Below are 24672 nucleotides of genomic sequence, written 5' to 3'. Positions count from 1 at the left end.
GGAAGAGGAGAAGATAAGGGAGGAAAGAGCAATGGAGGGAAAATAAGAGAAGAAGGGAGGGGAAAAGGAAAGGGGAGAAGGAGGAAGACGAGAGAGGGGAGAAAGGGACGGAAAAGGGAGGGAGAAAAGGAAGGTAGCAAGAGGGGGAAAGTAGAGGGGGGAACTGCACGCCGGCCCTTCCCTTATCGGCCGGTCTGCTTCTGCGCAGCCGGATCGACCGACGGCGCGCCGCTTGCCGGCGTCGCGGCATTGGCGATGTCACCGGTTTCGCCGCGCACGTCGGTGGCGACCGCGTCGACCGCATTGGCCGCTTCCGGCGCAGCGCCGCCGGCGCCCTCGACCGCATTGCCGCCGTCGGTGGCCGGTGCCTCGCCCGCCGCCGGTGCTGCCGGCAGCGGCAGGTTCGAGCCCTGCTGGTTCATGTACAGGATCAGATTGGCGCGATCCTGCGGGTTCGACAGGCCGGCAAAGGTCATCTTGGTGCCCGGCGCGAACTTACGCGGGCTGGTGAGCCACGCGTTCATCTTGTCGAAGTCCCAGTTGCCGCCGACCTTCTTCAGCGCATCGGTGAAGGCAAAGCCGCCGCGGCCATGCGCGACCGGATCGCCCATGATGGCGTACAGGTTCGGCCCGATGCCGTTGGCGCCACCCTGGTTGATGGTGTGGCAGGCAGCGCACTTCTTGAAAACGTCGGCGCCCTTGGCGGCATCCGCGCTCGCCAGCAGGGTCGCGATCGGAACCTCGGCCGCGCCGCCGCCGCCAGCCTCCTCGGCTGCTTCGATCGGGTAGCCCTGCTTCTCCACTTCGCCCGAATGGAAGATCATGCCACCGGCGATCGACAGCCCCAGCGCGGCGCCACAGGCAGCAAGAACCCAGCCTGCAATCGTGTTGGTGCGATCATCCATTGTCTAAGGTCACCCCTCCAAAGTCGTGCGTCCATAGAAAAGCCCTTGGCGAACGGCAAGCGCTTGAGACGAACAAGATCGTCGCTTAGCGGTCAGAACGATGGAAAACTTCGCAGCGCCAGCCCGTCCGATCGTCGCCAGCATGATCGCGGCCGCCGAAAACGCGCCCGAACGAACGGTGGCTTTTCAGGGAGCTCCGGGCGCAAACAGCCATGTCGCGGTGCGCGAAGCCTTTCCCGACGCGCTGCCGCTGCCGTGCTTTTCGTTCGAGGATGCGATCGACGCGGTGAAGCGCGGGATCGCCGATCGCGCGATGATCCCGATCGAGAATTCGCTGCACGGGCGCGTCGCGGACATCCACTTCCTGCTGCCCGAATCCGGGCTGGTCATCACGGGCGAGCATTTCCTGCCGATTCGCCACGCGCTGATGGGGGTGGGCGAGCGGGCCGATGTGCGCGAGGCGATGAGCCATCCGCAGGCGCTGGGGCAATGCCGCCACTGGCTGAAGGCGCATGATATCCGCCCCGTGGCCTATCCGGATACGGCGGGCGCCGCCGCCGAGGTGGCGGAGCGCAACGTGCCGTCGATCGCCGCGCTCGCCCCGCCCGCGGCCGCCGACATCTACGGGCTGAACCTCTTCGCCACCGACATTGCCGACGCGGATCACAACATGACCCGTTTCGTGGTGCTGGCGCGTGGCGGCAAGCCGCCGGTCGGCGACGGGCCGTGGATGACGACGTTCATCTTCGAGGTGAAGAACGTGCCGGCCGCGCTGTACAAGGCGCTGGGCGGCTTTGCCACCAACGGCGTCAACATGACCAAGCTGGAAAGCTACCAGCGCGGCGGGACCTTTGCCGCGTCGGATTTCTACGCCGATGTGGAAGGGAAGCCCGGTGACCTGAACTTCGACCGCGCGATGGAGGAACTGGGCTTCCACACCAAATGGGTGCGCGTGCTGGGCACCTATCGGCAGGCGCGCAAGCGCGGCTGAGCCGGGCGGCTTGCGTCCTGCCGCGCCTGTCGTATCACAAGCAACGACATGGTGTGGGGGTTGATGATGCGGACGATATTGCTTGCTGGCGTAGCCTTCACTGTGGCGGCCAGCGCCGCTGCGCAGATGCCGGCCCCGCCGCGGCCGGCGAAGAAGCCGCATCAGGTCACCTCGCCCAATGGCACGCGGACCGACGAATATTACTGGCTGCGCGACGACACCCGGAAGAACCCGGAAATGCTCGCCTATCTGAACGCGGAAAACGGCTACACCGATGCCGCGCTCGCCTCGCTGAAGCCGCTGCAGGACCGGTTGTACCAGGAGACGGTCAGCCACATCAAACAGGACGACAGCAGCGTCCCCTACCGCAAGAACGGCTATTGGTATCAGACGCGGTTCGAGACCGGTGCCAATTATCCGATCATCGAGCGCCGCAAGGGCGAGAAGACGGCGCCGGCCGAGATCCTGTTCGACCAGCCGGCGATGGCGAAGGACCGCAGCTTCTTCGCGCTGAGCGACTGGCAGGTCAGCCCGGACAATCGCCTGGTCGCCTATGCCGAAGATACCGTCGGCCGCCGTCAGTACACGCTGAAGGTGAAGGACCTCGCCACCGGGCAATTGCTCAGCGACACGATCACCAACGCGGAGCCCAACATCGTCTGGGCCGGTGACAATCGCACGATCCTGTATGTCGCCAAGGATCCGACCACGCTGCGCGGCTACAAGGTGATGGCGCACGTCCTGGGCACGCCGGTGGCGCAGGACAGACTGCTCTACGAGGAGAAGGACGACACGTTCCAGATGGGCATCGGCCGCACCACGGACGATCGCTTCATCTGCGTCTTCGTCCAGTCGACCGTCAGCAACGAGCAGCGTTGCGCGCCCGCTGCGACCGCGCCGGCCAGCTTCCAGACGATCGCGCCTCGCAAGCGCGATCTGCGCTATTCGGCCGATCACATGGACGGCCGCTGGATCATCCGCACCAACCTCAATCACAAAAATTATACGCTGATGACGGTGGCGGACGATGCGGTCGCCGGCGGAACGGCGGCGTGGAAGGCGCTGACGCCGGCCAGCGACACCGTCTTCATCGAGAATTTCAAGCCGTTCGCCGGCTTCATCGCGATCGACCAGCGCGAGGGCGGCAACCGAATGATCCGCCTGCTCGATGCCGCGGGCACCTCGATCCCGGTCAAGGCGGACGAACCCGCCTATCGCATGACGCTGGACGTCAATGAGGAGCCGGACACGCCGTGGGTGCGCTACACCTACGGATCGCTCGTCACCCCGACGACCACCTATGAGGTGAATGCGAAGACGGGCGAGCGCCGCGTGCTGAAGGTAGCGCCCGTCCCCGGCTATGATCCGGCCAATTATGTCACCGAGCGGGTCTGGGCGACGGCGCAGGACGGCACCAAGATCCCGGTCAGCCTGGTCTACAAGAAGGGTGTGAAGCGCGACGGCACCGCCCCGCTCTTCCAATATGCCTATGGCAGCTACGGATCCTCGACCGATCCATCGGTCGACCCGGGCCGCATCGGCCTGCTCGATCGCGGTGTCGTCTATGCCATCGCGCACATCCGCGGCGGGCAGGAAATGGGCCGCCAATGGTATGACGACGGCCATCTGCTGAAGAAAAAGAACAGCTTCACCGACTTCATCGACGTGACGCGCCATCTCGTCGCGCAGAAATATGCCGCCAAGGACAGGGTCGCGGCGATGGGTGGTTCGGCCGGCGGCCTGCTGATGGGCGCGGTCGCGAACATGGCGCCCGAGGATTACAAGGTGATCGTCGCGCAGGTGCCGTTCGTTGATGTGGTGACGACGATGCTCGACGCGTCCATCCCCCTCACCACCTTCGAATATGATGAGTGGGGCAATCCGGCGCAGAAGCAATATTACGAGTATATGCTCAGCTACTCGCCCTATGATCAGGTGGCGGCGAAGAACTATCCGGCAATGTACGTCGGCACCGGCCTGTGGGACAGCCAGGTGCAATATTACGAGCCCGCCAAGTGGGTCGCGCGCCTGCGTGAGAAGAAGACCGACAGCAATCCGCTGCTGTTCCGCGTGAACATGGAGGCCGGCCACGGCGGCAAGTCCGGCCGCTTCGAACGCTACCGTCAGAATGCCGAATGGGGCGCCTTCGTCCTCCAGCAGCTCGGCGCTGCGGAGTAACCGCAAGCGTCTGGCCATCACCCCGGATTGTGCCGGGGTGATGGCCTGAGTTTATTCCGCCGCCGCCCAGCGCGTCAGCAGGGTATGCGCGATGGCATAGCTCGGCGGCGCCACGAAGGGTCCGTCGCCGGCAAGCGCAGCGCGCACCTCGTCACGCGTGAACCAGCCGGCCTTTTCCAGCTCGTTCTCGTCCAACGTGATGGCGTCATCATCGGCGATGCCGACGCAGGCGATCATCAGCTGCGAGGGGAACGGCCAGGGCTGGCTCGCGACATAGCGCACGCCGGAGACGCTGACGCCTGCCTCTTCCTGGATCTCGCGCGCCACCGCTTCCTCGATCGATTCGCCCGGTTCCAGGAAGCCCGCCAGCGCCGAGTAACGCCCCGCCGGCCAGCTCGGCTGGCGGCCCAGCAATGCGCGGCCGTCATGTTCGGCGATCATGATCACCACCGGGTCGACGCGCGGGAAATGCTCGGTCGCGCAATTGCCGCACTTGCGCCCCCAGCCGGCGCGGAAGGATTCGGTCAGTGTGCCGCAGTTCGCGCAGAAGCGATGCCGCGCGTTCCAGTCGAGCACCGAACGCGCCATGGCATAGGTCGCCGCCTCACCCGCCTCCAGCTGGTCCAGCGCGCGGAACAGCGCGGGCGAGCGGAGCGGTGGCGCTGGCACCCCTTCGGGCGCGGCGGCGAAGCGCGGCCGTCCCTCGTCGAAGCCGAGAAGCACGATATGGGCGTCGTCGGGCGCCTCGGTCACCATCGTCCAGCCGAGGCGGCCATCCTCGGTGATCTCCGGGTCGTAACCATCGAGCTTCAGCAGCCGCGCGCGCCAGTCGCCCATCGCGGCGGCGAATGCCTCGGCGTCGTTGCGATGGTCGGCGACTCGGCTCAGCGTGCCGCCGGTAAAGCCCGGCATTGCCTGTGCCCCGCTCACTTCGCGCGCATCCGCATCGTGTCGCGGGCAAGCGCCGCAGGGATGCTCTGCCGCAGGCCCCATTTCTCGGCCGGAAAATATTGCACCATCACCGTGCCGCGCATCTTTCGCGCCGGATCGACCCAGGCGATCGTGCCCGCCGCGCCGCCCCAGCCGTAGGTGCCCTTCGACGGACCACCGTTGGGTGCGTCCTCCAGATAGACCGATCCGCCAGCGCCAAAGCCCATCTTGGCCGACATGGCGCCGCCGGTGCCGCCGCCGATGCCACCAAAGGCAACGCCCGCCGGCAACAGGTTGGACATCGCCAGCGCCGCCGTCTCCTGCTTCATCACCTGCTTGCCGTCCAGCGTGCCGCCGTTGCTGAGCATGTGGAGGAAGCGGTCATAATCGCGCGCGCTCGATACCAGGCCCGCGCCGCCATAGGGAAAGCTCGGCGGCTGGAGGTAGACCGAGGTCGCACCCGGATCGATCGGGGTGCGATTGTCGCCAACGAACACGTAATTGGTCGACAACCGCCCCATCTCGCTCGCCGGCACGCTCCAATAGGTGGAGGTCATGCCGAGCGGATCGAGCAGCCGCGTCTGGACGAAGCGGTCGAACGGCATGCCGCTCGCCTTCTCGATCACCGCGCCCATCACGTCGAGGCCGATCGAATAGACCCATTTGGTGCCCGGCTCCGCGATCAGTGGCACGCTGGCGACGCGGTTCGCGAACTCCGCCAGCGTGGCGGGTCGCGTGGTGCGTGCCTTCGCCTCCAGCTGCGTGTTCACCTGCGCCGGCAGGATGCCCAGCCGCTCATATTCCTTCAGCAGCGGGCCCTTGGCCGAGATATTGTAGCCGAGGCCCGCCGTGTGGGTGAGGAGGTTGCGGATCAGGATCGGGTTCTTTGCCGGCACGCTGTCCAGCGACGTGTCGGGGCTGGTCAGCACCCGCATGTTGGCAAAGCCGGGAATGTATTTGCTGACCGGATCGTCTAGGCTGATCTTGCCGTCCTCCACCAGCAGCGTCGCGGCGATGCCGGTGATCGGCTTCGTCATCGAATAGATGCGCCACAGGCTGTCCGGGCCGGCGGCGGGCGCATTGGCGCCGTCCGCGATCTTCCCGGCTGAGACGAACTGCGTGGGGAAATCACCAATGCCGAACGCGCCGACGATGCCGGGCATCTTGTTCGATTGGACCAGGCCATCGAACAGCGCCTGCGTTTCGGTCAGCAGCGGATTGCCGCGCTGTGCGCCGGTTGCGGGTGCGGGTTGCGGGCTGGGCTGCGGGGCAGGCTGGGCTTGCCGGGCGGAGCCGACTCCCGCCGCCAGCGCCACTGCCGCCACTGTTCCGACCAGCCACTTGCCCCTCATCATTCCCTCCCTATCGCCGCCGCCGCTTTGGCGAACACCGTCGGCAATCCAGCGCCGGCGAGTTCATCCACCGGCCACCATTCGCCATCGGCCGACGCTGAATGCGCGTCCAGCCGCGCGACGGCAAGCGCGAGTTCCAACGTGAAGTGGGTGAATCCATGGGCGACACTTTGGTTCAGCATCAGCCAGTCGGCCGCTACGGGCGCACCGCTGAGCCCGGGCTGGCTGTCCTCCCACGGCCCGGTCGGCAGCGCGCGCATGCCGCCGAGCAGGCCCTTGGCCGGGCGGCGGACCAGCAGTACCTCGCGTGCGCCGTCGGCCTGCTCGCGCTCCAGCCAGTAGATCGTGCCGAACCGCGCCGGTCGCGGCTTCTTCGCCGGCTTCACCGGGTACGCTTCTTCTTCGCCCGCGGCATGCGCGGCGCAATCCCTCGCCAGCGGGCAGAGCAGGCACTTCGGGCGCGTGGGGGTGCAGATTGCCGAGCCGAGGTCCATCATGGCCTGCGCGAAATCGCCCGCGCGCCTGTCAGGCGTCACCGTATCCGCCGCGGCGCGCACGGCGGGCTTCCCGGCTGCCCGGAACAGCCGCGCCACCACCCGTTCGACATTGGCGTCCACCACGACCGCGCGGCGGCCAAAGGCGATCGCCGCCACCGCCGCCGCGGTATAATCGCCCAGCCCCGGCAGCGCGCGCAGCGCCTCCTCGGTATCGGGCAGCGCGCCGCCATGATCGGTCGCGATCGCGCGGGCCGCACGTACCAGGTTGCGGGCGCGGGCATAATAGCCGAGCCCTGCCCAGGCGGCCATCACCTCCGCCTCGTCGGCCGCGGCCAAGCTCGCCGCGTCGGGCCAGCGCGCCACCCACGCCTCGAATCGCGGACGCACCGTCGCCACCGTCGTCTGCTGCAGCATCACTTCGGACAGCCACACGCGATAAGGGTCGGGCCGCTCGCCCGGCGCCGCGCGCCACGGCAGCGTGCGGCGATGACGATCGTACCAATCGAGCAACTTGTCGGCGATCGAGCGCTTGGCGTCCACGTACCGGCTATGGCATGGGACGCGGGATGAGCAAGCGGGTCCGCGCCTCCGAAGCCGAACCGGCACGATCCAACCGTTCGCGCCAGGTTTCCGAACTGCTGCCCGCCGTCGGCGGCGCGGCGTTCCGTCGCTTCGGCTTCGTCCAGTCGTCGATCGTCACGCGGTGGCCGGAAATCGTCGGCGAGAAGCTGGCCGCGGCAAGCGCCCCCGAATCGATCAAATTCCCCGTCGGCAAGAAGCAGGACGGCACACTGACGCTGGTGGCGCGCAGCGCCCATGCGGTGATGATCCAGCACGTGACCCCCGAGATCATGGAGCGGGTGAACCTATTCTTCGGCTATCCCGCCGTTGCCAAGGTCGCGATCCGCCAGGGCGACGTGGCCGCCCGGCCGAAGCCGCGCGCGGTGCCCGAACCGCGGCCGGTGCCGGCGGAACTGGGCAACAGCCTGAAGACGATCGAAGATCCTGAATTGAAGGCCGTACTGGAGGCGCTTGCCGCTGGGATCGGCGCCACCAGTGGATTGCCCAGCATCAGATGAAGAAGCTTGCCCTGCTCGCCGCCATCGCCGTCACGGCGCCCCTGTCTGCCGCTACGCAGCGCCCCTGGGCCGATGTCGCCACCCCTGCACCGCAGGGAAGCTATGTCATCGGCAATCCCGCCGCGAAGGTGAAGCTGGTCGAATATGTCAGCTACACCTGCCCGCATTGCGGCCATTTCACCCGCGATTCGGCCAAGGTGCTGAAGGGGCAGATGATCGCATCCGGCTCCACCAGCGTGGAGATCCGCAGTTCGGTGCATGATCGCTACGATCTGGTCGCCGCGACGCTGGCGCGCTGTTCCGGCCCCCGGCTGTTCCCCAAGATGCACGAGATGCTGTTCGACCGGCAGGAGGAATGGCTGAACAAGGCGGTCGCCTTCGATCCGGTCGGCGGGCAGAATCCGGCTGGCAACAACCAGGGCGAAAAGATGCGCACGCTGGCCAAGGGCGCCGGGCTGATCGACATCGCCAAGGTCGCCGGCATGACCGATCCTGCGATCAACGCCTGTTTCAGCAACGAGGCGAACGTCAATGCGACGCTGAAGGTGGCGCAGGCGATGCAGGGCAAGATCAAGGGCACGCCGACCTTTGAACTGAACGGCAAGCTGATCGAGAACGCCGATTGGGCGGCGCTCGAACCGATGCTGCGCAAAGCGGGCGCCAAGTGACGCCCGACACCCGAACCATCTGTTCAACGGAGTAAAAGCATGAACCTGCGTCTTGCCGCCGCCGCCCCGATCATGGGTGCCGCGCTGGCGCTGCTCGCTGCCTGTGGCGACGGCAACACCACCAACACCGCCGCGCCCAATTCGATCGCCGCCGCGCCGGCGCCGGCCGGGCAGGACTGGACCCAGACGGTGTCGAAGACGGCGGACGGCGGCTATGTGATGGGCAATCCCAACGCGCCGCTGAAGCTGGTCGAATATGGTTCGCGTACCTGCCCGACCTGCGGCAATTTCGGCCGGACCGCGACTCGCCCGCTGGAAGACAATTACATCAAGAGCGGCAAGGTTTCGTACGAGTTCCGCGACTTCCTGGTCCATGCGCCGGACCTTGGCGTCGCGCTGCTCGGCCAGTGCGCCGGCCCGGCACCGTTCTTCGGCATGCTGGAGCAGATGTTCGTCGACCAGGACCAGTTCCTGTCCAAGCTGGAAAGCGTGCCGCAGGACTTCCAGCAGCGCCTGCAGAGCATGACGCCGGCGCAGCAGGCCGCGGCCTGGGTCGAGCATCTCGGCTATCTCGATTTCGTGAAGCAGCGCGGGCTGACCGAAGCGCAGGCGCGCCAGTGTCTGGCCGACACGAAGGGGATCGAAGATCTGGCCAAGGTTTCCGAAGTCGCCATGCGTGACAAGCAGGTCACCGGCACGCCGACCTTCTTCCTGAACGGCGAGAAGATCGACGGCGCGTCCTGGCCGCAGGTCGAGCAGGCGCTTAAGGCCGCCGGCGCTTAACCCATCATTCGCTCCCGCTGCCGCCCGCGGGGCGGCGGCGGGATCAGATGCGCGCCCAGGCGTCGATCTCGTCCGCCCGGCGCTCCGTGACGATCAGGTCGTGCGCGCGGCCATCCTTTACCGTCACCGACCCCGACCATTCGAAGGTCGCATTGCCGCTGAGCGTGACCATGCCGTCCGCCGAGGCGGAGGCGCGGACCAGCCCGCCGCGGTTGCGCACGGTGATCGGCTGGTCGAACGGCAGACGACCGGTCAGCCCCGCGACAAAGGTCGACGCGCCCATCGCGCTGCCGCAGGCGTTGGTGAGGCCGACGCCGCGTTCGAAGGTGCGGACGTAAACTTCTCGATCATTGCGCATGTGAACGAATGACACGTTCGCGCGGTTGGGGAGCCAGTCGGGCGCGGCCTCGCAGATCGCGCCGATACGGACCAGCTCCGCCTCGTCCACCTCGTCGACGAAGGCGATGAGGTGCGGATTGGGGATGGCGACCGCGGTGAACGCGAGCGTCGGGGACAGGCGCGCGATCGGGCGGTCGATGATCTGTTCCCCCTCGCCATGAAGCGGCCAATCCGCCACGGCGAGCGTCGCGGGGCCGGCGGTTTCGCGCACGGTATAGACGCCGGGCGCCAGATCGGCGTCGCGCGCGACCTCGGCCTCGCTGGTCTTCAGACGGACGGTCGCCGTATCCAGCCCAAGCGCTTCCAGCCCCGCACGCGCGACGCAGCGCAGGCCGTTGAGGCAGGTTTCGGGCTCCGACCCGTCAGCGTTGAAGATCCGCATGCCGAAGGCAGCCGCGCCGGCGCCGTCGGTCAGCAGGAGGATACCGTCGCCGCCGACCGGCCCCGCGCGATCGGCGAGCGCACGGGCGACATCCGCCCAGGCGGTGTCGGGGAGGTCCAGGCCACGCGCGTCGATCAACGCGAAATCGTTACCCGAGCCGTGGCATTTGATGATGTCGAAGCGCATGGCGGCGGCATATCGGCCGCCTGCTTCCGGTACGCAAGCAGCGGCGGGGACACACCGCAGGTGCCGGGCGCTGCGACTATGGCAGCCGATAATGATCGGCGAGGCGATCGAGCGCCATGGTGAGCACCAGCCGGCCCGAGCGCGCCGGCCAGCCGAGCGCCTTTTCGGCGACCGGCAGCCCCTCGCCTGCGCACACCACCCGCCACAGCACGTCGGAGAGGCCGCGTCCGACGCCGGCCATCGCCGCATCGAACCGCCCGCGCGCGGCGAGATGCGCGCTGGTCGGATCGAGCCCCGTCCCTGCCCCGCCATCGACGCGCGCGGACCAGCGCATGGTGACCGATGGCGCGATCGCAGCCCGCTCATAATCAGTGCGCAACCGCTCCCCCGCCTCCACCTGCCGCGCATCGACGAGGCCGCGCGCGCTGAGCCAGGACAGCGGCGATTCGGCGACATTGACGGTGACGCTTCGCCCGCCGCGGCGCCGCGCCAACAGCCGCCCGTCCGGCGCGATCCCGCGCTCCTCCAGCATCCGCATCGGCAATGTTCTCCTTGCGTTCCGCACAAGCTCCTGCCACGGGGCGGCGCCTGTAGGACAGCGGAGACGATCGGCGCACGCGCTATACGCCGGGAACGGCGTCAGGCGTGGCGGCGCAGCCGCAGCCAGGAACCCAGCGCCCACCAGGCGAGCGCCCACAGCGCGCCCGCGCTCCATCCGGCCAGCACGTCGCTGGGCCAGTGCACCCCCAGATAGACGCGGCTGAACCCGATCAGGCCGACCAGCGCGAGTGCCGCACCGAAGATGTACCGGCGCGCGGCGGCGCGCGGCACGATCTGCATCACCATCAGGGCAATGGTGAAATAGATGATCGCACTGTTCCCGGCATGACCGCTGGGGAAACTGGCGGAGGCGACCTCCACCAGATGATCGACCAGCGCGGGGCGATCGCGCCCGACGAGTTGCTTCCCCAGCGAAATCGCGAGCGACCCCGATATGGTGCCCCCCAGGACCAGCGCGGCGGTGAGATAATGGCGGCAGGTGAGAAGAAAGCCGACTGTCAGGATGACGATCAGCGTCAGCACGGTGCCGCCGCCCAGCGCGGTGATGTCGATCATCGCCGATTGCAGCCATGACGGGCCGATCGGGGTGGAAAGATCGCCCGATGTGCGCAGCGCCAGCATGATCGCATGGTCGAAATCGAACTGCGTGCCGCGCGCGATCGTCCCGCCGAGCAGCGCGACGATCAGCACCGCCCCCGCCAGCGCCGCAAGCGCGATAAAGGCATAGGGTGGATGGGTGATCCCCTGCGGCGCGGTCTGATCCGGCGTGGCGGGCGTGTCGGCAAGATGCGCGAGCGGGGATTCGGGAGCCATGCCGGGGGGTGTAGCAGGGAAAGGCGGGTGCGCAGTCCCCTTGTTAGGGGGGCGGGCGGCGGCGGGTCGTTGAGCCTTGGGCGGCGTGTTGCTATATTGGTATAGCAGGAGGCTCAGATGCTGGCAGTACGATTGCCCGACGAAACTGAACGGCGGCTCGAAGCGCTGGCGCGGCGGACTGGCCGAACCAAGACCTTCTATGCGCGCGAGGCGATCGAGGCGCACCTGGATGACCTCGAGGATTTCTACCTCGCCGAGGAGCGGATGAAGGATTTCCGTTCTGCCGACGCGATTCCGCTCGCTGCGCTGAAGGCCGAGCTTGGCCTGGACGATTGAGTTCGTTCCGGCCGCGGCAAAGGAACTCAAGGCGCTCGACCGGCAGGCCGCCCGGCGGATTGTCAAAACGCTGGAAGAGCAGATCGCGGCCGCCGACGATCCCCGCACGATCGGCAGCGCATTGGTTGGGGAGCACGCGGGCTACTGGCGGTGGCGGGTCGGTGACTATCGCGTGATCGCGCAGATCGAGGATGAGCGGGTGACGATCCTCGTCGTGCGGGTGGCGCATCGCCGGGAGGTTTATCGGTGAGGCGCGCAATCCAGCCTGCGGCGGTCGGGGCACTCTGCCAGATCTAATATATTCGCTGACACGGCGACGATCGGCGCGGGCTGGAGCGCGTCAATGCGCTGATCAAGGAATGCCAGCGTGACCCGTTTCGCGGCACCGGCAAGCCCGAGCCGCTCGGCGGCAACCTGACCGGCTGGTGGTCCCGCCGGATCAATCGCGAACATCGGCTGGTGTACCGGGTGAGCGGCAGTGGCGACGCGCAGACGCTGGAGATTGCGCAGTGCCGGTATCATTATTGAGAGATCGGGGTGTTCACCGCCTGTTGGATCTTCCAGTCGGCGTACGTCTGTTTAGACCCTTTGACCTTCCACTCGGTTCGTCCGTTTGAATTTCGATCTAGAATCACTGCGGCTGCTGCAGACGGGCTACTAAACGAATATGGCCTGACGAACGCCAGGAAGCCGTCGCCCACCGGTGTGAGGAACTTTTCTTCGATCAGCGACTGCTTCAGCACCGAATAAGTGGTGCCAACGTATCCGGTATCTGTGAGGCATCGGGAGCCCTCGAGAACGATGAACTCACCATCCTCTTCGACCGCCTCAGCGACCACGCCCGAGCGGTGCCGGATTTCAAACTTAATATCCTGCGCCGTTCTCTGCTCTGCCGGGGTGGATAATTCAGCCACCGCTCTTGGCTGAGGCTTCAGCATATCCAAACCGACGACCGGCAGAATGATCTGCAGGTTCAATAGGAACTGCTCCATGTTCGCCTGATCGGCCTCTGGGAGTCGGCGGCGGTGCTCGGTAGGAAAGGTGGCATTGTCGAGTTCGGCACGCTTCGCGGCAAGTGCCATTTGGATCAGCCTTGCTTCAAGATACTCGACGTGTCCCTTCGAAAGATCGTCATCGCTCGTGGTTACGGCAATCGCGGTTTGCCAGAATCCCCGCTGGGCGGCGCTTTGCTTAATTCGCTCGGCAACGCTGTTTGCTGATCCGATATAGGCACGAATAGCTCCGTCTTTTACAGGATCGGGACCAAAGAGAATGTAGACTCCCGTTCGATCCAGTTCTGGCCGCGCCGTAAGCGCCGCAAATGTGGCATCGGTGGCCACGAACGTAAGCCCCGTCCATCCATGGATGGTAGCCTTGCGCAATCCGACAGGGGTGCCATCAACCAAGAAGAGCTGGATCGTTCGACCAAAGACGCTAGCCAAACTCTTGCTCCCAACTTGCAACATTCAGATCGTAGCGCCCGGAACCGCTATGCTCAATCGAGTTCGTGTCCGCTTGAAGGCACTAAGAGTCCGCGATCAATTTTCTCAAGCAGGCTAGCGGAGCGACCGACAGGCGTGCCCCCCAAAACGATTGTACCCGCGGCTGGTGGGCCGCGGGTACGGGAGAAACGATCGCGCGTCGGCAGTGTCAATCGTGTTCGCGGTCACCGGCGCCCATGTAGAGTTCGCGGCCGGTTTCCTCGTAGACGTTGCTCATCTTTGCCATGCCGGCTTCCGCCTCTTCGGTGGCGATGAAGCCTTCGCTGCCCTGGTTCTGCAGCCGGGCGAAGTCGCGCACTTCCTGCGTGATCTTCATCGAGCAGAACTTCGGCCCGCACATCGAGCAGAAATGGGCGGTCTTGGCGCCTTCGGCGGGCAGCGTCTGATCGTGGTACTTTTCCGCCGTGTCGGGATCGAGGCTGAGGTTGAACTGGTCGCGCCAGCGGAATTCGAAGCGGGCGCGCGACAGGGCATCGTCGCGCATCTTGGCCGCGGGGTGCCCCTTGGCCAGATCGGCGGCGTGGGCGGCGAGCTTGTACGTCACCACGCCGACCTTCACGTCGTCACGATCGGGGAGGCCGAGATGCTCCTTGGGCGTGACGTAGCAAAGCATCGCCGTGCCATACCAACCGATCATCGCCGCACCGATGCCGCTGGTGATATGGTCATAACCCGGCGCGATATCGGTGGTCAGCGGCCCGAGCGTGTAGAAGGGTGCCTCACCGCACGCCTCCAGCTGCTTGTCCATATTCTCCTTGATCTTGTGCATCGGCACGTGGCCGGGCCCCTCGATCATCACCTGAACGTCCTGCGCCCAGGCGCGCTTGGTCAGTTCGCCCAGCGTGTAGAGTTCGGCGAACTGCGCCTCGTCATTGGCGTCGGCTATCGAGCCGGGGCGCAGGCCATCGCCCAGCGAATAGGCGATGTCATAGGCCTTCATGATCTCGGTGATCTCGTCGAAGCGCTCGTAGAGGAAGCTCTCCTTGTGGTGCGCGAGGCACCATTTCGCCATGATCGAGCCGCCGCGGCTGACGATGCCGGTGACGCGCTTGGCGGTGAGCGGCACGTACGGCAGGCGGACGCCGGCGTGGATGGTGAAATAGTCGACGCCCTGTTCGGCCTGCTCGATCAGCGTGTCGCGGAAGATCTCCCACGTCAGGTCCTCGGCGATGCCGCCGACCTTCTCCAGCGCCTGGTAGATCGGCACGGTGCCGATCGGGACGGGCGAGTTGCGGATGATCCATTCGCGCGTGTCGTGGATGTTGCGGCCGGTGCTGAGGTCCATCACCGTGTCGGCGCCCCAGCGGATCGCCCAGACGAGCTTGTCGACCTCGGTCGCGACGTTGCTGGCGACGGCGCTGTTGCCGATGTTGGCGTTGATCTTGACCAGGAAGTTGCGGCCGATCGCCATCGGCTCGGATTCGGGGTGGTTGATGTTGTTGGGGATGATCGCGCGGCCGCGGGCGACCTCGTCACGGACGAACTCGGGCGTGACGTAATCGGGGATGGCGGCGCCGAAGCTTTCGCCGTCGCGGGCGTATTCGCGCAGCATCTCGCGGCCGAGGTTTTCGCGCGTGGCGACATATTCCATCTCGGGCGTGATGATGCCGCGGCGGGCGTAGTGCATCTGGCTGACGTTCTGCCCCGGCTTGGCGCGCAGGGGGCGCTTCACGACATTGGGGAAGGGCTGGACGCCGCCGGAGCGGTCGGGGCCGAGCTGGCCGTTGTCCTCCGGGCGAATCTCGCGCGCGTCATACGCCTCGACGTCGCCGCGGGCCATGATCCACTCACGGCGCAGCTGCGGCAGGCCGGCGTTGATGTCGATGCGGACGTTCGGGTCGGTGTAGGGGCCCGACGTGTCATAGACGTTGAGCGGGGGTTCGCCGCAGCCCGGCTCCAGATCGATCGCGCGCATCGCGACCTGCACCTTCGGGTTTCCGGGGACCGCAACGTGGATCTTGCGGCTGCCGCGGATCGGGCCGGTGGTGACGCCGATGGCGCCGCGTGCTGCGATGGGGGAATCTACGTCGGCCATGTCTCACTCTCCAATAGCCGAAGAGCGAAAGACGGATTGCCGGTGGTGGCGCGCCGCTCCCTCCCTCCGCCGGTGTCAACCGGATCAGGTTCAGCGGGTCGGGGGCTCGTGCCCCCCTCTCAACCGCCGTCAGCGGTCCCCCGGGGATATAGCCGTTCTACGCGCCTGCGCCGGCGCGGTAAAGCCGGGCGCGATCGGTGCCGCGCCCGGAAGCAGGTCAATTGGCCGCGCTGGTCTTCACGTCGCCGTTCAGCCCGGCGGGGAAGAAGCCGCCCGACGAAACCGCGGCCTTGTTGAGGTAGAGCACGTTCAGCACCTGAGGCGCCGAGCGGCTGAAGGTGATGCCGTTGCCGTCCGCCGGCGTGATGTTCGCCGCGCCGTTCGTGCCGACCACGCCCTGGTCGAGATCGGCCCCGCCATCGAGCGAGTCGCGATAGTTGCTGAGCGTCACGGTCTGTGCGCGGATCGCGGGCCGTTCGTAGATCGCGGTGCGGATGAAGCCGGCGTGATAGGCCTGTGCACCGGCGATTCCCGTGAACGCCTCACGCGTCGCGTTGAGGTTGGCGAGCGCGACCAGCCCCTTGTAGGCGGTGACGATCACGTCCTGCAGGAAGAAGGCGCCGAGGAGGAAATTGTCCTCATTGGCATAAGGGTTGAACAGTTCCCCTGCGCCGACCGTGGTGGCATTGCGCGCCGCGGTGGTGAAGGCGCCGTCGGCAGCGCCGGAAATGTTGATCGCCGGCTGAGCAACCCCCTCCGCCGCGATCAGGGTGCGCAGCGCCACGACGCGGGCGCGGGCATCCTGGGCGATCTCGCGCGCGCAGGCGGCGATCACGGCATCGGTGAAGGGCACGGTCGACCCGCCGGTGACGGCGCCCGGCGTGCCGGTGCCGGTCAGCAGCGCCGCATCAAGGCCCGCCCCGGTGGTCGCATAGGAGAAATATTGCGCCTGGAGATATTCGAGCTGCAGCGCGAAGTTTAGCGCGGCGCGATCGGCGTTGCTGGTCGACGTCGGGGTCGGCGTCGGGCTGGGCGACGGATTGGGCGCGGGGCCGTTGTCGTCGTCGTCATCGCCGCCGCAGGCAGACAGCAGCGCAAGGCCCCCGGCGGCGATCGAGGCGCCCCCGGCAAGCTGGAGGAAACGGCGGCGTTCGGCGCGGCGCGCGGCGGCAGCGTCGAGCATCGGGGGAATGGTGTCCTGATCGGTCATGGCGATGGGATCCTGGAATCGAATACAGACGGGCGCGGCGCGCGCGGCCTCAGCCGGCGGTCGGCGAGGCCGAGGGCGTCGGGGTCGGAGTCGGAGTCGGAGTCGGGGTCGGCGCGGCCGTCGTCTTGATCGTGCCGTTCAGCCCGGCCGGGAAGAACCCGCCGGTGGAGATCGACGTGGCGGCGTTGAGATACAGGATGTTGAGCACCTGCGACGGGGTGCGCACAAACACCTGCCCCTTGCCGTTGAGCGGCGCCACATTGGCGACCGTCGCGCCCGAGGCGTTGGTGGTCGGGCGGACCCCCTGGTCGAAATCGCTGGTCGTGCCGTCGAGCGTATCGCGATAATTGGAGATCGCCTCCGTCGCGTCGATCAGCGACGGCAGCGTCAGCCCGCGACGATAGAGGGCGAGGCGCACGGTGGCGGCATGTTCCGCCTCCACCTGCAGGATGCCGGCCACTGCCTCCGCCGTGGTCGGGGTGCCGAGGAAGCCGAGCACGCCGGCATAAGCGGTGACGCTGACGTCCTTCAGCATGTAGAGGCCGAGCAGGAAATCATTGTCGGTGCCATAGGGATCGAAGCCTGCCCCGGCGCCGACGAGGCCGGCCGCGCGCGCGAGCGTGCTGAACGCGCTGGTCGCCCCGGTGCCAAGGTCGATCGCCGGCTGCGCGACGGCATAGACCGTGCTGGCCTGCGCGCGCAGGAACTTCACATGCGCCAGCGCATCGGCAGCCATTTCCTGCGCGATGGAGCCGAGCGCGGGATCGGCAAAGGTCTTCTGCCGGCCGCCGTTCGCAGCGCCCGCCGTGCCGGTGCCCGAGGTATCGGCCGCCACCAGCGTCTTGCCGGTGGTGGCGACGGACAGGAAATTGGCCTGCAGATATTCGAGGTTCAGCGCAAAGTTGATCGGATCGACCTCTCCCAGCGACTGGGCGCTCGCCTTAGTGCCGAGCGCCAGCGCGCCCGCCCCGACCGCAGCGGCGCCGGCCACGGCAGTGAAGAAACCGCGGCGGTGCACCCCCGCAGCGCCGGACGCCTGCGGCGCCTCAATCAACGGATCGGTCTGCGACATCGCGGCTTCCTTCTTCCTGTGCGCGCGCACCGGCAGGCGCGTCACCGCCGGTGCGTAACTTCGTTCGCTGTCGGGTTCCTGAACGGATCGACAGCTTATCCTGTATCGCTAGCGGGAAACGCGGCGGAGGGGAATGACTTACGCATCGACCGGGCGCGTCCGCGCGCCCGCTACGGCTGGCCAGATGGCGCGATCAGGCGTCGGCCCAGCGGCGCAGCAGGTTGTGATAGACGCCGGTCAGCTGAATCACTGCCGGATCGCCCTGCCCCCGGTCGGCGCCGATCGTCTGCACCGCGCGGTCGAGATCGAACAGGATCCGCCGGTCGCCATCGTCGCGCACCATGGATTGCAGCCAGAAGAAGGACGCGACCCGCGTGCCGCGCGTGACCGGCGTCACGTGATGGAGGCTGGACGAGGGATAGACCACCGCATGGCCGGCGGGCAGCTTCACCCGCTGCACCCCGAACAGATCCTCGATCACCAGCTCGCCGCCGTCATAGTCGGCCGGATCCGCCAGGAAGAGGGTGCAGGAGATGTCGGCGCGGATGCGGAAATCGGTGCCGCGCTGGATACGGATCGCATTGTCGACATGCGTGCCGAACGTCTGGCCAATGCCGTAGCGGTTGAACAGCGGCGGAAATACCTTCAGCGGCAGCGTCGCCGCGAAGAACAAGGGCGAGCGGCCGAGCGCGTCGAGCACCATCTGCCCCGCCTCGCGCGCCGCCGCGCTGTCCTCGGGCAATTGCTCGTTGCGCTTGGCCAGCGCCGACTGATGGCCTGACGTCACATTGCCATCGACCCATTGCGCGGCGTCGATGATGCCGCGCAGCCGCGCGACCGCGGCGGCATCGAGCAGGTCGGGGATCGCGATCAGCATGGCGTGGCGTTCATCCTTGGCGGTCGGCGGGCGGAGGAAGGACGCGCCCTCCCCCCGCCCGCGCGATCAATAGCGGTAGGCGACGGTCAGCACCGCCGAGCGCGCGTCGCCCGGCGTCGCCCAGCCATTGTTGCGGATCCGCGTGAAATACAGTTCGTCACCAATGTTCTTCACGTTCAGCTGCGCGGTCAGCCTGGGCGAGATGTCATAGGCCAGATAGCCGTTGTGCACCCAATAATCGTCCGAGCGATAGATCGTCGGCGCGGTCGCGGTCGGCAGGTTGAACGCGAACGTCCCCTGATAGGTGACGCCATAGCCGATCGTCAGCCCGAACGGCAGGCGATAGGTGGTGAACAGGCTGCCCGAATGATCGGGCGTGTTCTGCAGCGGCGCACCGCGCGCAGGGTCGGGATTGGCGGGCGTGTTGCCACATGCCGCGCCGGGATTGGCAAGGCAGTAATCGGACACCGACTGGAGCAGCTTGGGCTTCAGATAGGTGTAATTGGCGGTGATATCCCAGGCGGGCGTGATCTTGCCGGTCGCACCGAGCGCGATACCATCGACGCGTGAGCGGCCGTCCAGCGCCTGATCGGGTACGGTCGGATCGTTGGAGGCGACACGATATTTGTCGCGTTCGTTGCGGAACGCCGCCGCGGTCAGCAGCAGCCGGCCGCCGAACAGCTCCGCCTTGGCACCGATCTCGTAATTCTTGGCGGTTTCGGGATCGACGTTGCAGGTCGCGATGGTGCAGGCGCCGTTCACGGCGTTCTGCGACGGCGTCATCGCATTGCCATAAGCGGCGTAAAGGCTGACCGCCTCGACCGGCTTGTACACCAGCCCGACGCGATAGGAGAACAAGGTCGCATTGTTGGTGAGGCGCGGGCCGGGAATGATCGGCCCTTGCGGTGTCGTCGCCGTTGCGCCGGTGTTCGCGGCCAGCGCGTCGGTCTGGTAATTGCCGCGATTGTCCTCCAGCCGCAGCCCGCCGTTCAGCTCGACCTTGCCGAGCTTCATCGTGTCGAAGAGGTAGACCGCCCAGTTGCTGAGCTCACCCCGCTGGCGGCCCGATTCCAGCCGATTGATCGGACCGGTATAGACGTTGCTGCCGTATACGCGGCCGGCGGGACCGGGCGCCACGACATTGGGATCGGTGTAGTTGATCAGCGGGAAGGAGGCATAGGCCGCGGTGCCGTTCGGATTGCGGTACACGTTGCCGGTCGACAGCGTGAACTCCTCCCAGCTGTACGATCCGCCGAGCACCAGCGTATGTTCGATCGCGCCGGTGCTGACCGTCGCGCGCAGATCGAGCTGGTCATACATCAACAGGTTGGTGACATCGCGGTAATTGCCGCGCGGGCCGCCGATCAGATAATAGCCGACGGGTGTCGTCGTCGGGCAGGCCGCGCCGGTCGGCTGGACGTTGCCCGGCAGGCAATAGGTGCCCTGCGGCGGGCCGACGATCGAGAGCTGCTGCACATTCTGCCACCGCGCGAGGTTGCGCAGCGAGACCCGGTCGCTGAATTCATGTTCGAAGATCAGCGTCGCACGGTCGATCGTGATGTCCTGCGTATCGACGTTGCGATAGCCGAAATAGTCGCTGCGATCGACGCCGGGCAAAGGCCCGTTGTTGAAGGCGTTCTTGTAATAAGGGACGCCATATTGCGGGATATTGTCGTCTTCCTCGTGGAAGTAATGCACCGTCAGCCGCGTCGGCCCGCCTAGGCCGAGCGTGGCGGACGGCGCGATGCCCCAGCGCTTGTTATATTCGACATCGCGGCCGGGCACGTCATTGCGATGTGCCATGGCGTTCAACCGCAACGCCAGCGTGTCGGTGGCGCGCACGTTCGCGTCGATCGTGGTGCGGTAATAATCGTCGGTGCCGATCCCGCCATCGACGCGGATCGCGGTCTCCGCCTGCGGCAGCTTCGTGACGAGGTTGATCGAGCCGCCGACCGAACCGGCGCCCGAATAGACCGAATTGGCGCCGTTCACGACCTCCACCTGTTCGATCACGAACGGGTCGCCGCGGGTATATTGCCCGCTGTCGCGCACGTTATCGACGGTGATGTCGCTCGACGCCGAATAGCCGCGCAGCGTGATCTGGTCGGACGGCGCCACGCCGCCTTCCGCCGCGCCAAAGGTGATCCCCGGCACGGTCGACAGCACGTCGCGCAGCGTGAGCAGGTTCTGCTCCTCGATCGTCTTGTTGGTGAGGATGGTGACCGTCTGCGGCGTGTCGCGCACCGGGCGCGTCGCCTTGGCGCTGGCCTGTTCGGAGGTCACCTGCTGCCCGGTGACGATGATGTCGTCGCGGCGGCGATCCTCGGTCGTCACCTGCTGCGGCGCGGGCGTGCCTGCGCCTGGTGCTGCCGTGCCCGCTGCCGCCTGCGCCGGCGCGCTGGCAATGAAGCCGACCGCTGCCAGTGCGAGGAATGACGGCGCCCCCGACGAACCCACCCGTTCCATCATCTCTCATGCCCCCCTGAACTGTATCAAATTGTGTCCGGGCAGCTATTGAGAGTCGTTCGCACTGTCAACGATAATGCGACTGATTATTACTTATTGTCCGCTTCCGACAGGATCCAGCTCCGCAGCGCGCTCGCTAGGTTGGGGGGGGCGTCGGCCGCGATGCGCAACGCATCGACCTGCGCCACGAGTGCCGACAAGGGCAACGCGCGGCGGACGGCGGCGCGCTCCAGCGCCTGCCAGAACATCGGTTCGAGGCTAATCGACGTGGCGTGGCCGGCGATGGTGATCGATCGCTTGACCGGGCCCGCGAAGCCCCCTGCCGGCGCGTTGATATTGGTCATGGCTGGATTGCATCGTGCGCGGGCAGGTGCTCGGGGCGGAGGGGCATCGCACGACCGTACAGCGAGGCGGCGGCGCAGCCTAGCCGCGCCGCCGCCGGGAACGCCGCGCTATTCGAGGTCCGCTTCGCTGACGACGATCGGGTTGGCGTCGGAATTGCGCGACAGCGCCGACAGCGCAGCGTCGCTCACCTGGTCGATGAAGCGATTGAGCATTTCCACCCCGTCGCCATCGGGCCGGTCGCCGCTCAGCGCCTCGAGCAGGTCATATTGCACGGCGAACTCGTAATCGTCGCCGTCGACCTCCGCGGTGAATTCCACCAGTTCGGCATCGATGTTGTCGAGAATGCTGTTGTTGTCGATTTCAATCTGGCCTTGCGCCATCCTAGTCCATCCTTCCGTGGGTCGATGTCCATGTCCGTTGCGGGCACGCGGTCAGGCCGGCAGCACCCGCACCAGATCGCCGATGCCATCCCCTTCGAACCTGTCCAGCGGCATTTCGGGGATCAGCCACACCGGACGCTCCAGCTTCAGCACCGCGTCGGCGCGCATTGCTGGGTCGAGATCCTGCCAGGCACGCACCGCCGTCTCGAGGCTGGTGACTTCGGGCACCGCCGCGTCGCCGCGCGGCACATTTTCCAGCGAGGCGCTCATCTTCCAGTCGATCGGCGGGGGTGTCGCCTCGCCCCAGGTTGCTTCGGCCATTCCAGTCTCCGGCTCGCTGCGGTTTCTTTCCAATTGCCTTATCGCCGGAGACGGCGGCACGGTTCCCGCGCGGTCGCACTGGAGATGGCAACGCGCATCGACTAGGGCGCGATCGAAACCGCCCGGCAGGCGTTGACGGCCAGGCGCGCAAGAGAGGATCGATCATGACGCGGCATCTTCCCTGGATCGCGCTGGCCATCGTCGGTGCCGTCAGCCTGGGCGTGGTCGCCACCGTCCGGGGCGAGCCGATCAACGCGCTGTGGATCGTCGCGGCGGCGATATCGGTCTATCTCATCGCTTATCGTTATTATGCGCTGTTCATTGCGCGCGCGGTGGTCGGGATCGACCCGTCGCGCCCGACCCCGGCGGAGCGGCGCGCCGACGGGCTGGATTTCATCCCCACCGACCGGCGTGTCCTGTTCGGCCATCATTTCGCGGCCATCGCCGGCGCAGGGCCATTGGTCGGCCCGGTGCTGGCGGCGCAGATGGGCTATCTGCCCGGCACCTTGTGGATCCTCGCTGGCGTGGTGATTGCCGGGGCGGTGCAGGATTTCATGATCCTGTTCATCTCCATGCGGCGCGACGGCCGCTCGCTTGGCGAACTGGTGCGTATGGAGATGGGCGCGATTCCGGGCACGATCGCGCTGATCGGCGCCTTCATGATCATGGTCATCATCCTTGCCGTGCTGGCATTGATCGTGGTGCGCGCGCTGGCCGAAAGCCCCTGGGGGCTGTTCACCGTGGTCGCCACCGTGCCGCTCGCCATGCTGATGGGCGCCTATACCCGCTGGATCCGCCCCGGCGCGATCGGCGAGGTATCGGTGATCGGCCTCGTCGGGCTGATCGCGGCGATCATCCTGGGCCAGTCGGTCGCGGAAAGCGCCGTCTGGGGCCCGATCTTCACGCTGACGCCGGTGCAATTGTGCTTCGGCCTCATCGCTTACGGCGCCATCGCCTCGTTGCTGCCGGTGTGGCTGCTGCTCGCGCCGCGCGACTATCTGTCGACCTTCCTGAAGATCGGCGCGATCGCTGCGCTGGCGATCGGCATCGTCGTGCTCGCCCCGCCGCTGCGCATGCCGGCGCTGACCGAGTTCGCCTTCTCCGGGACCGGCCCGGTCTGGGCCGGGCCGCTGTTCCCGTTCCTGTTCATCACCATCGCCTGCGGGGCCGTCTCCGGCTTCCACGCGCTGATTTCCAGCGGCACCACGCCCAAGCTGATCGCCAATGAGCGCGATGCGCCCTTCATCGGCTATGGTGCGATGCTGATGGAAAGCGCGGTCGCGATCATGGCGCTGATCGCGGCGTCGATCCTCGATCCCGGCATCTATTTCGCGATGAACGCGCCGACCGCGATCACCGGCGGCGACCCCGTCACCGCAGCCGCCGCGGTAACGGCGATGGGCTTCCCGGTGTCGGCGGAAACGCTGGCGAACACCGCGCGCGAGGTGGGCGAGACGACGATCGTCAGCCGGGCGGGCGGCGCGCCGACGCTGGCGGTCGCGATGGCGGAAATCTTCAGCGCGATCCTCGGCGGGCCGGGCATGAAGGCCTTCTGGTACCATTTCGCCATCCTGTTCGAGGCGCTGTTCATCCTGACCGCGGTCGATGCGGGGACGCGCGCCGGCCGCTTCATGCTTCAGGACCTGCTCGGCCTCGCCGCGCCGCGCTTCAAGGAAACCTCCAGCTTCCTGCCCGGGCTTATCGCCACCCTGCTGTGCGTCGGTGCCTGGGGCTTCTTCCTCTATCAGGGGGTCACCGACCCGCTGGGCGGGGTGAACACGCTGTGGCCGCTGTTCGGTATTTCCAACCAGATGCTGGCGGCCGTTGCGCTGATGCTGGCGACGGTGGTGCTGTTCCGTATGAAGCGCGATCGCTTCGCCTGGGTGACGATCGTTCCCGCCGGATGGCTGGTGCTGTGCACCGGCACGGCGGGGCTGATGAAGCTGTTCCACCCCGATCCCAAGATCGGCTTCCTCGCGCACGCTCAGGTCTTTTCGGACGCGATCGCGCGCGGCGAGGTGCTGAAGCCGGCGGCGTCGATGGCGGAGATGGGGCGGATCGTGTTCAACGACCGGATCGACGCGGCATTGTGCGCGCTGTTCCTCGTCGTGGTGGCGGCGATCCTGTTCTACACCGTGCGCACCTGCGTGGCGGCGCGGCGCATCGCCTCCCCAAGCGTGAGCGAAATCCCGCCCGCGCTGGAGATCGCACGATGAGCTTCCTCGGGCGCGTAGCCGAGACCGCACGGCTGATGGTCGGCCTGCCCGACTATGACACCTATTGCCGGCACATGACCGATCGCCACCCGGAGCGCACACCGATGACCCGCGCGGAATTCTTCCGCGACCGGCAGCAGGCGCGGTACGGCAGCGGCGGCGGGCGCTGCTGCTGACCCGCCCGCCCG

The 24672-nt window shown here is 66.8% G+C and carries 25 protein-coding genes, 1 pseudogene and 1 riboswitch; of the genes and pseudogenes, 10 read left to right on the top strand and 16 right to left on the bottom strand.

Annotated elements, in window-relative coordinates:
• Positions 1-182 precede the first annotated feature (182 nt).
• On the bottom strand, positions 183-905 hold the full coding sequence (locus CA236_RS13095; protein ID WP_125945931.1) for a cytochrome c family protein: 723 nt from the start codon (positions 903-905) through the stop codon (positions 183-185).
• Positions 906-1005: 100 nt separating this feature from the next.
• On the opposite strand from CA236_RS13095, the gene CA236_RS13090 reads away from it, so the two are divergent.
• Both CA236_RS13090 and CA236_RS13085 read left to right on the top strand, forming a co-directional pair.
• Positions 1006-1896, top strand: coding sequence for a prephenate dehydratase (locus CA236_RS13090; protein ID WP_125945930.1), 891 nt, complete (start codon positions 1006-1008; stop codon positions 1894-1896).
• 66 nt (positions 1897-1962) lie between these two features.
• Positions 1963-4074: a S9 family peptidase gene (locus CA236_RS13085; protein ID WP_125945952.1), complete on the top strand. Its 2112-nt coding sequence runs from the start codon at positions 1963-1965 to the stop codon at positions 4072-4074.
• A 51-nt stretch (positions 4075-4125) separates the two neighbouring features.
• Here the strand turns inward: CA236_RS13085 and nudC are convergent, their stop codons facing one another.
• The 3 genes from nudC to CA236_RS13070 are packed head-to-tail and all read right to left on the bottom strand — an operon-like array spanning position 4126 to position 7363.
• Positions 4126-4986 carry an NAD(+) diphosphatase gene (nudC, locus tag CA236_RS13080; protein ID WP_125945951.1) on the bottom strand — a complete coding sequence of 287 codons (861 nt, stop codon included), beginning with the start codon at positions 4984-4986 and terminating at the stop codon, positions 4126-4128.
• Positions 4987-5000: 14 nt separating this feature from the next.
• Positions 5001-6359, bottom strand: a complete 1359-nt coding sequence (locus CA236_RS13075; RefSeq protein WP_125945929.1) for a serine hydrolase domain-containing protein — start codon at positions 6357-6359, stop codon at positions 5001-5003.
• Positions 6356-7363, bottom strand: coding sequence for an A/G-specific adenine glycosylase (locus CA236_RS13070; RefSeq protein ID WP_125945950.1), 1008 nt, complete (start codon positions 7361-7363; stop codon positions 6356-6358). Before CA236_RS13070 ends, CA236_RS13075 begins: the two co-directional genes overlap by 4 nt.
• 56 nt (positions 7364-7419) lie before the next feature.
• Between CA236_RS13070 and CA236_RS13065 the strand changes: the two genes are divergently transcribed.
• Genes CA236_RS13065 through CA236_RS13055 form a run of 3 tightly spaced genes read left to right on the top strand, consistent with a single transcriptional unit; the run spans position 7420 to position 9383 of the window.
• Positions 7420-7932, top strand: coding sequence for a DciA family protein (locus tag CA236_RS13065; RefSeq protein ID WP_231621964.1), 513 nt, complete (start codon positions 7420-7422; stop codon positions 7930-7932).
• A complete protein-coding gene (locus CA236_RS13060) occupies positions 7929-8600 on the top strand; it encodes a thioredoxin domain-containing protein (protein WP_125945928.1) in 672 nt (223 codons plus the stop codon). The genes CA236_RS13065 and CA236_RS13060 overlap by 4 nt, the downstream gene beginning before the upstream one ends.
• Positions 8601-8639: 39 nt before the next feature.
• On the top strand, positions 8640-9383 hold the full coding sequence (locus CA236_RS13055; protein WP_125945927.1) for a thioredoxin domain-containing protein: 744 nt from the start codon (positions 8640-8642) through the stop codon (positions 9381-9383).
• A 43-nt stretch (positions 9384-9426) separates the two neighbouring features.
• On the opposite strand, the gene dapF is transcribed toward CA236_RS13055, so the two are convergent.
• The 3 genes from dapF to CA236_RS13040 all read right to left on the bottom strand — a co-directional run bounded on the left by dapF (position 9427) and on the right by CA236_RS13040 (position 11724).
• Positions 9427-10350, bottom strand: a complete 924-nt coding sequence (gene dapF, locus CA236_RS13050; protein ID WP_125945926.1) for a diaminopimelate epimerase — start codon at positions 10348-10350, stop codon at positions 9427-9429.
• Positions 10351-10426: 76 nt separating this feature from the next.
• Complete coding sequence (locus CA236_RS13045; RefSeq protein ID WP_186313997.1) at positions 10427-10882, bottom strand: DUF6456 domain-containing protein; 456 nt, start codon at positions 10880-10882, stop codon at positions 10427-10429.
• 107 nt (positions 10883-10989) lie between these two features.
• Entirely contained in the window at positions 10990-11724 is a 735-nt protein-coding gene (locus CA236_RS13040; protein ID WP_241212648.1) for a phosphatase PAP2 family protein, read from the bottom strand.
• A 117-nt stretch (positions 11725-11841) separates the two neighbouring features.
• On the opposite strand from CA236_RS13040, the gene CA236_RS13035 reads away from it, so the two are divergent.
• From CA236_RS13035 to CA236_RS13025, 3 genes and pseudogenes are all read left to right on the top strand, one after another.
• A complete protein-coding gene (locus CA236_RS13035) occupies positions 11842-12060 on the top strand; it encodes a TraY domain-containing protein (RefSeq protein WP_046409818.1) in 219 nt (72 codons plus the stop codon).
• A complete protein-coding gene (locus CA236_RS13030) occupies positions 12044-12310 on the top strand; it encodes a type II toxin-antitoxin system RelE/ParE family toxin (protein ID WP_125945924.1) in 267 nt (88 codons plus the stop codon). The genes CA236_RS13035 and CA236_RS13030 overlap by 17 nt, the downstream gene beginning before the upstream one ends.
• Before the next feature lie 68 nt (positions 12311-12378).
• Positions 12379-12588, top strand: a pseudogene (locus CA236_RS13025) (Txe/YoeB family addiction module toxin); the annotation flags it as partial.
• Here the strand turns inward: CA236_RS13025 and CA236_RS13020 are convergent.
• From CA236_RS13020 to CA236_RS12980, 9 genes are all read right to left on the bottom strand, one after another.
• Positions 12582-13502, bottom strand: a complete 921-nt coding sequence (locus tag CA236_RS13020) for a GIY-YIG nuclease family protein (RefSeq protein WP_206430564.1) — start codon at positions 13500-13502, stop codon at positions 12582-12584. The pseudogene CA236_RS13025 and the gene CA236_RS13020 overlap by 7 nt on opposite strands.
• Before the next feature lie 208 nt (positions 13503-13710).
• Positions 13711-15597, bottom strand: a complete 1887-nt coding sequence (thiC, locus tag CA236_RS13015; protein ID WP_125945922.1) for a phosphomethylpyrimidine synthase ThiC — start codon at positions 15595-15597, stop codon at positions 13711-13713.
• Positions 15598-15641: 44 nt separating this feature from the next.
• Positions 15642-15750, bottom strand: a riboswitch (TPP riboswitch).
• A 64-nt stretch (positions 15751-15814) separates the two neighbouring features.
• A complete protein-coding gene (locus tag CA236_RS13010) occupies positions 15815-16807 on the bottom strand; it encodes a ferritin-like domain-containing protein (protein WP_125945921.1) in 993 nt (330 codons plus the stop codon).
• Between the two features lie 49 nt (positions 16808-16856).
• On the bottom strand, positions 16857-17879 hold the full coding sequence (locus CA236_RS13005; RefSeq protein WP_125945920.1) for a ferritin-like domain-containing protein: 1023 nt from the start codon (positions 17877-17879) through the stop codon (positions 16857-16859).
• Between the two features lie 193 nt (positions 17880-18072).
• Entirely contained in the window at positions 18073-18756 is a 684-nt protein-coding gene (locus CA236_RS13000) for a Fe2+-dependent dioxygenase (protein WP_046409812.1), read from the bottom strand.
• Between the two features lie 66 nt (positions 18757-18822).
• Entirely contained in the window at positions 18823-21222 is a 2400-nt protein-coding gene (locus CA236_RS12995) for a TonB-dependent siderophore receptor (RefSeq protein ID WP_125945947.1), read from the bottom strand.
• A gap of 89 nt (positions 21223-21311) precedes the next feature.
• A complete protein-coding gene (locus CA236_RS12990; protein ID WP_125945919.1) occupies positions 21312-21566 on the bottom strand; it encodes a ribbon-helix-helix domain-containing protein in 255 nt (84 codons plus the stop codon).
• A gap of 108 nt (positions 21567-21674) precedes the next feature.
• Complete coding sequence (locus tag CA236_RS12985) at positions 21675-21947, bottom strand: hypothetical protein (protein ID WP_046409810.1); 273 nt, start codon at positions 21945-21947, stop codon at positions 21675-21677.
• 51 nt (positions 21948-21998) lie between these two features.
• Positions 21999-22268, bottom strand: coding sequence for a hypothetical protein (locus CA236_RS12980; RefSeq protein ID WP_046409809.1), 270 nt, complete (start codon positions 22266-22268; stop codon positions 21999-22001).
• A 164-nt stretch (positions 22269-22432) separates the two neighbouring features.
• Between CA236_RS12980 and CA236_RS12975 the strand changes: the two genes are divergently transcribed.
• Positions 22433-24484, top strand: coding sequence for a carbon starvation CstA family protein (locus tag CA236_RS12975; RefSeq protein WP_125945918.1), 2052 nt, complete (start codon positions 22433-22435; stop codon positions 24482-24484).
• Positions 24481-24660: a YbdD/YjiX family protein gene (locus CA236_RS12970; RefSeq protein ID WP_125945917.1), complete on the top strand. Its 180-nt coding sequence runs from the start codon at positions 24481-24483 to the stop codon at positions 24658-24660. The genes CA236_RS12975 and CA236_RS12970 overlap by 4 nt, the downstream gene beginning before the upstream one ends.
• Positions 24661-24672 lie beyond the last annotated feature (12 nt).

The sequence above is a fragment of the Sphingomonas sp. ABOLG genome (genome assembly GCF_003950435.1).
GTDB lineage: Bacteria > Pseudomonadota > Alphaproteobacteria > Sphingomonadales > Sphingomonadaceae > Sphingomonas > Sphingomonas panaciterrae.
Note: the sequence above shows the minus strand (reverse complement) of the source record. Positions and strands in the feature narration are given on the sequence as shown.